Source organism: Streptomyces sp. NPDC057428 (genome assembly GCF_042803195.1).
Taxonomy (GTDB): Bacteria; Actinomycetota; Actinomycetes; order Streptomycetales; family Streptomycetaceae; genus Streptomyces.
Genome location: NZ_JBHVCT010000126.1, coordinates 1 through 12700, shown reverse-complemented (window position 1 = coordinate 12700; position 12700 = coordinate 1). Strand labels below are relative to the sequence as shown.

The 12700-nt window shown below is 70.6% G+C and carries 9 protein-coding genes and 2 pseudogenes; 5 read left to right on the top strand and 6 right to left on the bottom strand.

Annotated features, from left to right (window positions below; all coding sequences use genetic code 11):
• Nucleotides 1-197: 197 nt before the first annotated feature.
• The 3 genes from ACFU5K_RS29355 to ACFU5K_RS29345 all read left to right on the top strand — a co-directional run bounded on the left by ACFU5K_RS29355 (nucleotide 198) and on the right by ACFU5K_RS29345 (nucleotide 4770).
• Nucleotides 198-551, top strand: a complete 354-nt coding sequence (locus tag ACFU5K_RS29355; protein WP_384066964.1) for a hypothetical protein — start codon at nucleotides 198-200, stop codon at nucleotides 549-551.
• Nucleotides 552-726: 175 nt separating this feature from the next.
• Nucleotides 727-2226, top strand: coding sequence for an amidase (locus ACFU5K_RS29350; protein ID WP_384066962.1), 1500 nt, complete (start codon nucleotides 727-729; stop codon nucleotides 2224-2226).
• A gap of 324 nt (nucleotides 2227-2550) precedes the next feature.
• Complete coding sequence (locus ACFU5K_RS29345) at nucleotides 2551-4770, top strand: NADP-dependent isocitrate dehydrogenase (RefSeq protein ID WP_384066960.1); 2220 nt, start codon at nucleotides 2551-2553, stop codon at nucleotides 4768-4770.
• Between the two features lie 170 nt (nucleotides 4771-4940).
• Here ACFU5K_RS29345 and ACFU5K_RS29340 read toward each other — a convergent pair whose 3' ends face one another.
• Nucleotides 4941-6125, bottom strand: a complete 1185-nt coding sequence (locus tag ACFU5K_RS29340; protein WP_384066958.1) for a spore photoproduct lyase family protein — start codon at nucleotides 6123-6125, stop codon at nucleotides 4941-4943.
• Between the two features lie 111 nt (nucleotides 6126-6236).
• Entirely contained in the window at nucleotides 6237-6782 is a 546-nt protein-coding gene (locus ACFU5K_RS29335) for a tellurite resistance TerB family protein (protein ID WP_384066956.1), read from the bottom strand.
• A 221-nt stretch (nucleotides 6783-7003) separates the two neighbouring features.
• On the opposite strand from ACFU5K_RS29335, the gene ACFU5K_RS29330 reads away from it, so the two are divergent.
• Nucleotides 7004-8641, top strand: coding sequence for a PucR family transcriptional regulator (locus ACFU5K_RS29330; RefSeq protein ID WP_384066954.1), 1638 nt, complete (start codon nucleotides 7004-7006; stop codon nucleotides 8639-8641).
• A gap of 165 nt (nucleotides 8642-8806) precedes the next feature.
• Nucleotides 8807-10222: a diaminopimelate decarboxylase gene (locus tag ACFU5K_RS29325; RefSeq protein WP_384066952.1), complete on the top strand. Its 1416-nt coding sequence runs from the start codon at nucleotides 8807-8809 to the stop codon at nucleotides 10220-10222.
• Here ACFU5K_RS29325 and ACFU5K_RS29320 read toward each other — a convergent pair.
• The 4 genes and pseudogenes from ACFU5K_RS29320 to ACFU5K_RS29305 all read right to left on the bottom strand — a co-directional run.
• A pseudogene (locus tag ACFU5K_RS29320) lies at nucleotides 10188-10718 on the bottom strand (biotin/lipoate A/B protein ligase family protein); the annotation flags it as partial. The gene ACFU5K_RS29325 and the pseudogene ACFU5K_RS29320 overlap by 35 nt on opposite strands.
• A gap of 87 nt (nucleotides 10719-10805) precedes the next feature.
• Nucleotides 10806-11870, bottom strand: coding sequence for a biotin/lipoate A/B protein ligase family protein (locus ACFU5K_RS29315; RefSeq protein WP_384066950.1), 1065 nt, complete (start codon nucleotides 11868-11870; stop codon nucleotides 10806-10808).
• A 114-nt stretch (nucleotides 11871-11984) separates the two neighbouring features.
• Nucleotides 11985-12331, bottom strand: a pseudogene (locus ACFU5K_RS29310) (SPFH domain-containing protein); the annotation flags it as partial.
• An 18-nt stretch (nucleotides 12332-12349) separates the two neighbouring features.
• Nucleotides 12350-12700 (bottom strand): transposase (locus ACFU5K_RS29305; protein ID WP_384066948.1); only part of this gene is annotated, 351 nt, incomplete at its 5' end.

Below are 12700 nucleotides of genomic sequence, written 5' to 3'. Positions count from 1 at the left end.
AGTGACACGCCATCTCGGCGTGCTCACAGGCATTTTCGCAGGTCAACCCACATATTCGTGTCCTAGTCGGCACTGCTAACTGCGGAACTCAGGGTGAGGTTCGGCGCTGTTTTCGGCTACGGAACGTGGGGGAGGGTGCCCTTGAAGATCACCGGAACTCACCGGGAACACCGGAACTCGCCGGAAACAGGGGAGAGATGAACAAGCACTTCAAGGGGAACGCCGCTCGCGCGCTCGCGCGCACGGCCGTTGCGGGGCTGACCCTCGCACTCTCAGTCCCGGCCACCGTGGCGGTTGCCGCCGCACCCGCCGCCACTCCACCAGGGCTGTCCTGCGACACGGGCAAGCACGCGATCGACGACTACACGGGTTACGCGCTCTGCAGGAACAACGGCTCGGCCACGCAGACCTTCTGGGTTCATCTGGTCTGCGGCTGGTCCCCGGACGTGGACGGTGAGCACGTCACCCTGGGGCCCGGCCAGTCCGGCCAGTCGACCGCCCACTGCGCGGGGCTCGGCACCGGCATCGGCGAGATCCACGTACGTCCGTAGGACGCGCCAAAGGCCGCGCGCCCGTCTTCCGCAGGGTCGCGGGAGACGGGCCGTGTGCCTGGTGCGGCGTGCTTGAGCGGGCCCCCGCGCCTCGTTACTCTCCAGTAGATCCGCTCGGGCGGACCCGGGGCGGCCCCGGGGCCGGTGCACGGGCGCAGGCGAGGAGGCGGCAGCGATGTCCTCAGCAGACCCCACGGAGCGGACCGGGCCCAGCAGGCCGGAGGAACCGTACGCCGAGGAGCCCGGCCTCGCGGACAGCGCGCGGGAACTGGCTGAGGGCCGGACGAGCTCGTCGGCCCTGGTCGCCGCGGCCCTCGCGCGCATCGAGGCGAGCCGTCCCACCCTGAACGCCTTCCGTCAGCTGCGTACGGAAGCGGCGCTCGCCGAGGCCGCCGAGGCGGACCGGCGGCTCGAAGCGGGGGAGCGGCTTCCGCTGCTCGGGGTGCCGGTCGCCGTCAAGGACGACACGGACGTCGCTGGTATGCCGACCTACTTCGGCTGCGACGGAGCGCTGCCACCGGCCACCGCCGACAGCGAGGCCGTCCGCAGGCTGCGCGCCGCCGGGGCCGTCATCGTCGGCAAGACCAACTCCTGCGAGCTGGGCCAGTGGGCCTTCACCGAGGGCCCCGCCTTCGGCTGCACACGTAACCCCTGGAACACCGCGTACACCCCGGGCGGCTCCTCCGGCGGCTCCGCCGCCGCCGTCGCCGCCGGACTCGTCCCCGCCGCGCTGGGTTCGGACGGCGCCGGCTCCATCCGTATCCCCGCGGCCTGGACCCACCTCGTCGGCATCAAGCCGCAGCGCGGCAGGATCTCCGTCCATCCCCAGAGCGATGCCTTCCAGGGGCTCACCGTCAACGGCCCGCTGGCCCGTACGGTCGCGGACGCCGCGCTCCTCCTGGACGCCGCGGCCGGGTCGCACCCCGCCGACCCGCACCGCCCGCCCAGGATCGACGCCTCCGCCGCGGCCCGGCGGGACCCCGGCAGGCTGCGCATCGGCGTCGCCCTGCGGGCACCGCTCACCCTCACCCGCAACGCGCCGCACCCCGAGGTCCTGCGCGCCGTCACCGCACTCGCCGAGGTCCTCGCCCGGCTTGGCCACCACGTCGAGGAGGCCCGCCCCCGCTACGGGCTCATCGGCCTCTCCTTCGTCCCCCGCGCCACCGCCGGCATCGCCGAGCTCGCCGCACGGCACCCCGAGCCGGGCCTGCTCGACCCCCGTACGCGCAGCGCCCTTCGGACCGGTACCCGGCTCGGCGGCCGGGTCGTGCGCGCCGCCCGTGCCCGGGAGGTCCGCCAGCACGCGAGGCTCGGCGCCTTCTTCGACACGGCGCGCGGCGGACACGGTTACGACGTGCTGCTCACCCCCACGACAGCCACGCCGCCACCGCGGGTCGGTGAGTTCGACCGCCTGAGCGCCTGGCGCACCGATCTCGCGATGACCTCGGCCTGCCCCTACGCGTGGCCCTGGAACGTCCTCGGCTGGCCCGGCGTCAACGTCCCCGCGGGCTTCACCTGCGACGGTCTGCCCGTCGGCGCCCAACTCCTCGGCGCGTCCCGCGGCGAGCCCCTGCTCATCTCGCTCGCCGCGCAGCTGGAGGCCGACCGTCGCTGGTACGAGCACCGCCCGCCGGCTCCCGGAGCGCCGCCGTTCAGCCCGGACGGCGGGCGCTGAGCCGGCCCGCCCCCTCCGCGCCGGGGCCTCGCGGCGAGCGGCGCTGGGAAAGGTGCGATCTGTCGCATTCCATGACGGACCGTCCCGTATAGGCGGGCCGGGTACGCTCCGGGCGCCCGGAACCGTACCCGGCCGGTGGTCCACGCGTACCTATCGGGGCTGGTCGAGGCACGCGGGCCGCCCGGCAGGCCGTGGTCTTCCCCGCACACCGCCCGGTGGGAGTGAGCGCCTCCGCGCCGAAGGGCGCGGGCCACTGTGGAGAGGGGGGCGGCCACGAGATATCTTGATGTCAAGCAATGTTGCAGACGTGGAGCGGAGCACCCGGTGACTGACTCGACCATCATCTATACGCACACCGACGAGGCCCCTGCCCTGGCGACGTACTCGTTCCTGCCCGTCATCGAGGCCTACGCCTCGACCGCGGGTGTCACGGTCGAGCGCCGCGACATCTCGCTGGCGGGGCGGATCATCGCCGGCTTCCCGGAGCGTCTCGAAGCCGGCCAGCGTATCGATGACGCGCTCGCCGAACTCGGTGAGCTGGCCAGGACTCCCGGCGCGAACATCATCAAGCTGCCCAACATCTCGGCCTCGATCCCGCAGCTGAAGGCCGCGATCGCCGAGCTCCAGGAGCAGGGCTACGCGCTTCCGGACTACCCGGACGACCCGCGGACCGACGAGGACAAGGATGTCCGCGCGCGGTACGACAAGGTCAAGGGCAGCGCCGTCAACCCCGTGCTGCGTGAGGGCAACTCCGACCGCCGCGCCCCGGCGTCGGTCAAGAACTACGCCAAGGCCCACCCGCACCGCATGGGTGCCTGGAGCGCAGACTCCAAGACGAACGTCGCCACCATGGGCGTCGACGACTTCCGGTCGACGGAGAAGTCCGTCGTGATCGGCGAGGCCGGTTCGCTGCGCATCGAGCTCGCGGGCGACGACGGCACCACCACCGTGCTGCGCGAGTCCGTACCCGTCCTGGCCGGCGAGGTCGTGGACGCGGCCGTCATGCGCGTCGCGGCGCTGCGTGAGTTCTTCACCGCCCAGGTCGCGCGCGCCAAGGCCGAGGACGTCCTGTTCTCCGTGCACCTCAAGGCCACGATGATGAAGGTCTCCGACCCGATCATCTTCGGGCACGTGGTCCGCGCCTTCTTCCCGAACACCTTCGCCAAGTACGGCGACGCGCTCGCGGCGGCCGGTCTCACCCCGAACGACGGCCTCGGCGGCATCCTCAAGGGGCTCGACTCCGTGGAAGCCGGCGCCGAGATCAAGGCCTCCTTCGAGGCCGAGCTCGCCGAGGGCCCGGCTCTCGCGATGGTCGACTCCGACAAGGGCATCACCAACCTGCACGTTCCGAGCGACGTCATCGTCGACGCGTCCATGCCGGCCATGATCCGTACCTCCGGCCACATGTGGGGCCCGGACGGCGCCGAGGCCGACACCATCGCGGTCCTCCCGGACAGCAGCTACGCCGGTGTCTACCAGGTCGTCATCGACGACTGCCGCGCCAACGGCGCCTTCGACCCCTCGACCATGGGCTCGGTGCCCAACGTCGGGCTCATGGCCCAGAAGGCCGAGGAGTACGGCAGCCACGACAAGACCTTCGAGGTCCCCACAACCGGCACCGTGCGGGTCGTCGACGGCAAGGGCGACGTCGTGCTGGAGCAGGCCGTCGGCGCCGGCGACATCTTCCGGATGTGCCAGACCAAGGACCTCCCGATCCAGGACTGGGTCAAGCTGGCCGTCACCCGCGCCCGTGCGACCGGCAACCCGGCCGTCTTCTGGCTCGACGAGGGCCGCGCGCACGACGCCAACCTCATCGCCAAGGTCAACACCTACCTGGCCGACCACGACACCGACGGCCTGGACATCTCCATCCGTACGCCGGAGGAGGCCACCGCCTTCTCCCTGGAGCGCATCCGCCGGGGCGAGGACACCATCTCGGTCACGGGCAACGTGCTGCGCGACTACCTCACCGACCTCTTCCCGATCCTCGAGCTGGGCACCAGCGCGAAGATGCTCTCGGTGGTCCCGCTCATGAACGGCGGTGGACTGTTCGAGACGGGCGCAGGCGGTTCCGCGCCCAAGCACGTCCAGCAGCTGGTCAAGGAGGACTACCTGCGCTGGGACAGCCTGGGCGAGTTCCTCGCGCTCGCGGTCAGCTTCGAGCACCTGGCCACCACCACGGAGAACGCCCGCGCCAAGGTGCTCGGCGACACCCTGGACCGCGCGACGGGCACGTTCCTCAACGAGGACAAGTCCCCGAGCCGCAAGCTCGGCGGCATCGACAACCGCGGCAGCCACTTCTACCTGGCGCTCTACTGGGCCCAGGAGCTGGCACAGCAGACCGACGACGCCGCGCTCGCCGAGGCGTTCGGGCCGCTCGCCAGGACGCTGGCCGAGCAGGAGCAGACCATCGTCGACGAGCTGATCGCCGTCCAGGGCAAGCCGGTCGACATCGGCGGCTACTACCAGCCCGACCCCGCGAAGGCGGAGGCCGTCATGCGTCCGTCGGCCACCTTCAACAAGGCCATCGCGACGCTGGGCTGAGACCGGCCGCAGCGTCCGCGGACGCTGCACCCCGCACGACGGCCGCCCCGGCAGATATCCACCTGCCGGGGCGGCCGTTCGCGCGTGCCGGGGCCTGCTCGTGGGGATCCGGGAAACCGGGAACGCGCCCTGTCCGCCCCGGCCGGCCCGAAACTCTGCCGCACCGCCGCTCAGAACGCGTAGCGGACCGGCATCCAGGGTGCGTGGGTGCTTACCAGGCGGCGAACCGATTCGACCGCATCCGCCTTGACGGTGTTGCGGTAGCGGACGTTCAGACTGCCGTTCTCCGAGCGCTTGGCCTGCTGGATCTCCGGTCGCCAGATCGCGTCCTCGGCACGCGGGTGCCAGGCCATGTTCACCTCGTGGAGGTCCCGGTTGTGGGTCAGCATGATGACCTCGGCCGCGGCCTGCTCCTTGACCGACTGCGGCAGTACGTCGTCCATCTCCCGGAGCAGTTCCGCCCACGCCTGCTCCCACCCGGGCCTGATGACGACGGGGGAGAGGTTGAAATGCACTTCGTAGCCCGCCTCGACGAAGTCCGCCGCGGCCTCGATGCGCCGGGCGATCGGACTGGTGCGGATGTCCAGCAGGCGTGAGTCGTCCTGCGGCATCAAGGAGAAGCGCAGCCGGGTGCGCCCACGCGGGTCGAGTCCCAGCAGGTCGGGATTGACGAACTTGGTCGCGAACGAAGCCTTCGCGGTGGGCCAGCGGGTGAAGGCGTGCACCAGGTCAGCGGTGTTGTCGCTGATCAGGGCGTCGACCGAGCAGTCGTTGTTCTCGCCGATGTCGTAGACCCACGCGGCCGGGTCGCACTGGTTCGGCTCCTTCTTCGGACCCTGCGCGGTCACGTGGCGCCGCAGCCGGCCGATCAGCGCGTCGATGTTCGTGAAGACGGTGACCGGGTTGGCGTAGCCCTTGCGGCGGGGGACGTAGCAGTAGGCGCAGGCCATGGCGCAGCCGTTCGCCGCCCCGGGCGCGATCCAGTCCGCCGACCGGCCGTTGACCCGCACGGTCAGCGTCTTCTTCTCGCCCAGGACGAGGACCGTGCTCTTGATCCGCACCCAGCGGTCCGCGTTGCCCTTGTTGCCGTGCAGTTCCGGGATGCGCCAGTGCGAGTCCGTCGGGATGATCTCGGCGTCCGGATACCGCGCGATGATCTCCCGGCCTCGCGGGGAGGCGGCAGCGGCCGCCTCCGCGCGGATCTCCTTGACCGAGAGCATCCTGAGAGCCTCGTCCGAGTCGCGGAAGAGCGGCCCTGACGCCCTGGGTGCCTCCGGTCCGACGCGCATGTCGTCGAGGCCGAACAGCCCGTCCTGGTACCCGGCCGGGTCGCCGGGCGAGTGTGGGGTGTGCATGGCTGCTCCAGGCTCGGTGACGTCAGGACCCACCGTACGAGGAGTGACGCGGTGCCGTCCTGCATGCTTTGTCCCGGCGGGTCCGAGCGGCTCCCTTTACGCCATGCGGACTCAGAGCTGGAACTCGGCCGGCGCGAGACCCAGAGCCGCGCAGGCCTCCTGGAGCACCATGTGTTCGGCCTGCGAGAAGTCGCCGTCCGCCCCGGCGACGACGATGCCCGTCTGGATGACGGCCCTGGCCTCGGTCGGCTTCTTGGCCGCCTTGGTGATCTCCTGCATGGCCTCGGCCTTGCCCTGGTGGAAGTCCCGGCTCAGCTGGTCCACATGCTTGTTGAACCGCTGGCGCAACTGCTCCGGCGGGAAGTTCTGCAGGACGTCGTTGCCGAGGATCAACGACTCCACGTGCCGGCGCTCCTCCGCGTCCACGTGCCCGTCCGCGGCCGCGACCAAGGCGCACATCGCCATGCTCGCGTCCCGGTAGGCGCCGCTCTTGAGTTCGGTCTTGAGAGAGGTGAGCTGGTTCTTCAGAGCGCCTACCAACTGGGAGCGTGACGCGCCGCCGGACCGGGACCCTCCGCGTCCGCCTGCCGGCCCACGCCCCTGCTGCCCCTGCTGCAGGGTCCTGGCCTGGTCCTTGAGCTGATCCCACACTGCCATCTGACGTCACCTCGGTCATCGTCCGCACTGCCGGTCGCGAAGCCTCGCGTATACCGGTCCAACGGCCCACGACGGGTAAAGGTTCCGCAAAGTGAAGCGAATCGTGCCTCCTGATCGCGCCCCCCGATCGCCACCGCCCCGTCGCCTGATGCCACCGCCTCACGCGCTGCCTGCCGCTCGCCGCCCGTCGCACGACTCCCGGCCGCTCGTATCCTCGGCGCATGACGCCAGGCAGCACTGGGAGCGGACCGGGCCCCCTCACCCTCCGGCAGATCCTCGAACACGACGAGGAGGGCGTCCTGCGGCTGCTGCTCGCTCCCGCGGGGCAGGACGTGGCGGTACTCGGCGTGATCATCGGCGACGAGGGCCCGGCCCGCGCGCACGCGGGGCGGATCGTGCTGGCGGCAGGACTGCCGCCGGAACCGCCGACCGCCACCACTGCCGTGCTCGAAGCGGCACGGCGCGGGGCGTCGGCGCTCGTGCTCCGGGAGGCGGAGACGGATCCGGTGCCGGCGGAGGCACTGGCCGCGGCCGAGGAGTACGGAATCGCCCTGCTCGTCCGCGCCGCATGGGCGGACTGGGGTGACGCACTTGCCCTGCTCCGGTCGGCGACCGCCTTCGCCGCGGCCGGGCGGGGCGACCTCATGGCGGATGCCACCACCGGGGGCCTGGCGGCGCTCGCCTCGGCCACCGCACGGCACTGCCGCGGCTCGATCACCGTGGAGGACACGCAGTTCCGGGTGCTCGCGCACTCCGCCACGGGTCCCGAGGCCGACGGGCTGCGCCGGTCCACGATCCTGGGTGGCCGGGTACCGGAATGGCGTGTCGCCGAACTGCGCCGCAGCGGGCTGCTGCACGCGCTCCGGACATCGGGGGACGTCATCCACCGGGCCGCCGATGGCGACACCCCCGAACGTCTCGTCGTGGCCGTCCGCAGTGGCGGCGAGGTGCTGGGCTCGCTGTGGGCCGCCGCCGACGGGCAGCGGATGTCGCCCGACGCGGCCCAGGTGCTACGGCGTGCCGCCGCGCTCGCCGTACCCCATCTCCTGCGCCACCGGATGCGCGAGAGCGGCACCACGCGCAGGGAGTCGCACGCCCTGCGCGGCCTGCTCCACGGAAACGGCGACAGGCGGGCGCACCTGTGGTCCCTCGGCCTGACGCCTGACGTGCCCTGCGCAGTCGTCGTCGCCGTACGCACGCCCCCCGACGGGCCAGGGCCGGAGGACCGCACCCTGGAGGCACTGGTGGTCCAGGCCACCGCCGTACGGCCGGCCGCCCGGGTCTCGCGCGAGGAGGACACGGTCGCCGTGCTGCTGCCCGTGCACGAGGGCGGCGAACCGGGCGAGGTACTCGCCCTGGCCCGGGAACTCGACGCACTCGCCTCACAGATGCCCGGCCCGGCATGCGTGCGGATCGGCGCGGGACCGACCGTGGAGTCGGGTCTCGACGCGTCGCTGTCGTACGACGAGGCCCTGCTGGTCGTGCGCGCACTCCGGGACCGCGAGACACGGGGCCGCGACGCGTCCCCCCTACGGCATGCGGGGCCCGGCCAGGTCGCGCCGACCATCGAGGCACTGCGCATGCTCGACGCGGTGCGGCCCGTGTGGGAGTCGGGCACCGGCCCCGTGCACGAGCTGATCCGCGCGGATCTGGCCGCGGGCGGCGAACTGGTGCGTTCCCTCGGTGCCTACCTCGAGACGCCGGGGGACGTGGCGACGGCCGCCCGGCGTCTGACGCTGCACCCGAACACGCTCAGATACCGGCTGCGGCGCGCCCGAGAACGCTTCGGTGTCGACCTCGCCGACCCCGACACGCGGCTCGTCCTCACCCTTGCGGTGCGCCTGAGCGCAATGCTGTGAGACGTACTCCCCAGACTTCCGTCCGTCCGTTTCACCAAACGGCCGGTGCCGCTTTGTGCCTGGCGACGAAGACGGGCACGGGGCAGGGGGAACAGTCTTGATCCGTCCCGCCACACGCTCGCCGGCGTGTGGCACGGCCCGACCGAAAGCCCTGCCGTGACATCTGTGAGCACATCCCCGCCCGGAACCGCCGCCCTCCCTCCCGCACACCGCGTACCCGCGGTGCTGCGCCTGGCCGTCGCCACCGGACTGGTCGGAGAGGGGCAGCCGGTCGCCGGGTTCCTCGACACGGACGGGATCCGGGCCTCGGTCGCGAGCCTCCAGGAGGCGTACGCCCACGCCCCCGACGTGCTGCACACCTTCGCCGTCAAGGCGGCTTCCCTGGTTCCCGTGCTCCGGCTGCTCGCCGGGCTCGGCATGGGATGCGAAGTGGCCGGCCCAGGCGAACTGCGCCTCGCGCTCGACGCCGGGGTCGCCCCGTCGCGGATCGTGCTCGACTCGCCCGCAAAGACGCGGCAGGAGATCGGCGAGGCGCTCGCCCTGGGGGTGGCGCTCAACGCCGACAACCTCGATGAGCTGCGCCGTATCGACGCGCTGCGTCCCGCGCACAGCACCTCCGTCATCGGTCTGAGGATCAACCCCCAGGTCGGTGGCGGTTCCATCGGGGCGATGAGCACCGCGACCGCGACATCGAAGTTCGGCGTGGCACTGCGTGACCCGGGGGCACGCGCCCGCGTCGTGGCGGCGTTCGCCGAGCGCCCCTGGCTGACCCGGCTCCACGCACACGTCGGTTCCCAGGGCTGCTCGCTCGAACTCATCGCGGAGGGCATCGCGGAGACGTACCGGCTGGCGGAGGAGATCAACAGCACGCTCGGCACGCGGCAGATCACCAGCCTCGACATCGGTGGCGGGCTGCCCGTCAACTTCGATGACGACATGACACGCCCGACCTTCGCCGACCACGCCCGGGTCCTCGGCGAAGCCGTGCCGGGTCTCTTCGACGGCCGCTACGCACTGGTCACGGAGTTCGGCCGGTCACTGCTCGCCAAGAACGGGTTCATCGCCGCGCGCGTGGAGTACACCAAGGAAGCGGGGGGCCGGCGCATCGCCGTCACGCACGCGGGAGCGCAGACCGCCACACGCACCGTCCTGATGCCCGGCGCCTGGCCTCTGAGGGTCGGGGCGTTCGACGCCGAAGGAAACCCGCGGACCGGAGCGAAGCTGCGCCAGGACATCGCCGGGCCGTGCTGCTTCGCCGGTGACGTCGTCGCCCACGGTCGCGAACTGCCGGAGCTGGCCGAGGGCGACCACGTCGTCCTGCACGACACCGGGGCGTACTACTTCTCGACCCCCTGGGCGTACAACAGCCTTCCCCGTCCGGCCGTGTACGGCTTCACCGCCGGACAGGCCGACGGAGTGCGTCTGGTCACTATCAGGGCGCCGCAGACGCTCGAGGAGATCGCCGCGGAGAGCGGGCTCGCCCACGCCGACGCGCTGCTCCGCCCGGACGATGCGGACGGAACACGAGCCCCCGGCCCGCCCGCCTCTACGGCACCCGCGCCGTCCACTCCGGACTGCTGAACTTCGTTGCGGCCAGCTCCTCCGCGCGCGCCAGCTCCGCGGCGGTCACCTGTCCCGTGGCGAGTCCGTGGCGCTCGCGGAAGGACTTCACCATGCGGTCGATCACCGTCTCGCGGGGCAGGCCGGTCTGACGGCGCAGCGGATCGACGCGCTTCTTCGCGGACGCGGTCCCCTTGTCGGACATCTTCTCCTTGCCGATGCGCAGGACCTCCAGCATCTTCCCGGTGTCGATGTCGTAGGACAGGGTGACGTGATGGAGGATCGCGCCGGGCCCGCCGTCCGGGCCGAGAATGCGCTTCTGCGCGGCCCCCGCGATCTTCCCGACGTCCGTGGCGATGTCGTTGAGGGGCTGGTACCAGGCCTTGATCCCCATGTCTCCGAGTGCCTCGAGCACCCATTCGTCGAGATAGGCGTAGGAGTCGGCGAAGGACAGCCCCGAGACCAGGGAGGCGGGGACCGAGAGGGAGTACGTGATGGTGTTTCCCGCCTTGACGAAGGTCGGACGGCGAAGACACTACGAGCCTGCGTGATCATGGGCATGCGCCTGCTCCCGCCGGTTGCCACATGACACCCGGAGGGGTACTTACGGCACCCGCGCGGTCCACTCCTCAGCGGCGAACTTCGTCCGCACCAGCTCCTTCGCCCGGGCCATCTCTGCCGCTGTGACATTGCCGGTGGTCAACCCGTAGCGGTTACGGAAGGAGGAGATCATGTTCTCGATCACCTGCTCCCGGGCGAGGCCCGTCTGGCGGCGGAGAGGGTCGACGCGCTTCTTGGCGCTCTTGGTGCCCTTGTCGGACATCTTCTCCTTGCCGATGCGCAGGACCTCAAGCATCTTGTCGGCGTCGATGTCGTACGACATGGTTACGTGGTGCAGGACGGCTCCAAGACCACCGTCAGGGCCGACCATCCGCTTCTGGGCGGCACCGGCGATCTTGCCGGCGTCGGTGGCGATGTCGTTGAGGGGCTGGTACCAGGCCTTGATGCCCATGTCGCCGAGTGCACCCAGGACCCAGTCGTCCAGGTAGGCGTAGCTGTCGGCGAAGGAGAGGCCCGAGACCAGCGACTCCGGCACGGACAGTGAGTACGTGATCGTACTCCTGGGCTCTACAAACATGGCACCGCCACCAGAAACGCGGCGAACCACGGTCATACCGTGCTTTGCCGCCCCATCGGGGTCCACCTCGTTCCGCAGCGACTGGAAGCTGCCGATGACCACAGCAGGTGAGGCCCATTCCCAGACCCGCAGAGTGGGGGCTCGTCGCCCGGCGGCAACCTCTGCGGTGAGGACCTCGTCCAGTGCCATGTGCAGGGCCGGGGCCTGCGGCTCCGTGTGCACCAACTGCCAGTCGTAGTCGCTCCACTCGGTCGCATGGGCCAGTGCTCGCCGGACAGCGATGCCAACGCCCTCTGCGGTCAGCCCAAGCATCACGGTCGACTCCGGCAGCGCCGCCGTGATCCGGGCCGCCAGGTCTTCGGCGTCCGTCGAAGAAGGTGCGCTCTCCAAGGCCCTGTTGATCGAGAGGATCGCCTCGTCGGGCTCCAGGAAGAAGTCCCCGGCGACCCTCACGTTGCGGAGGACGCCCTCTTCGACATCCAGATCTACGACGACTAGCTTGCCGCCGGGCACCTTGTACTCGCCATGCACGACTTCGTTCCCTTCCAGCGCGCGGTGTGGATCCTCAGTCTTTGCTCCGACATCCGGAGAGACACGCACTATTGCACCCTAATGCTCGCTCGCGTTTTGCCTGAGTAAGGGCCTCAGGACGGCGCGGATCCGGGCGTTGATCTCCTCACGCGAGGTGAGGTCCCTTCCAGCTCCATGCTGCCGATGACGTTCCTCAGCGTGGTCACGGTGAGCTGGTCGATGGCGTGCAGATAGTTGGCGACCTCGTAGGCCGCTGATCGCGGGTCGGTGATCTGGTAGTGGAGCACGGTGTCGATGTTCACCACGAGGTTGTCTTCTGTGATCACCGGCTTGGGCTCGGCCGAGTAGACCTGCTCGCGCACGTCGAGTTTGGAGTTGACGCGATCTGCCACCGGCAGGACCAGGTTCAGGCCGGGCTGGAGCGCTCTGCGGTATCGGCCGAACCGCTCGATGTCGTATTGATCAGAAACTCATTGGGTTCACTCGTCGAGGGTGTAGCGGACGTTCGGGGCTTTGAAGTAGCCGGTGATGACGTGGGGTTGTCGTTGTCGGCGGTGGAAGAACCTGCGGGTTTCGGCGGCGAGTTCGGCCTGGTTCCTGGCCCGGTGGGTGTGGGGCAGGCTGCGTTTGAGGTCGGCGTTGACCAGCTCGTCCGGGTTCAGCTCGGGTGAGTACGAGGGCAGGAAGTGCAGCTCGGTCTCGTCCTTGTGGCCGGCGAGCCAGGCCCGGACGATCTCGAGCGGTGGGCCGAGTGCCGGTCGACGATCAGGTGAATCTTGTGGTCGAAGTGCCCGACGATGCGTGCGAGGAAGCGGCACATGACCTTCGCG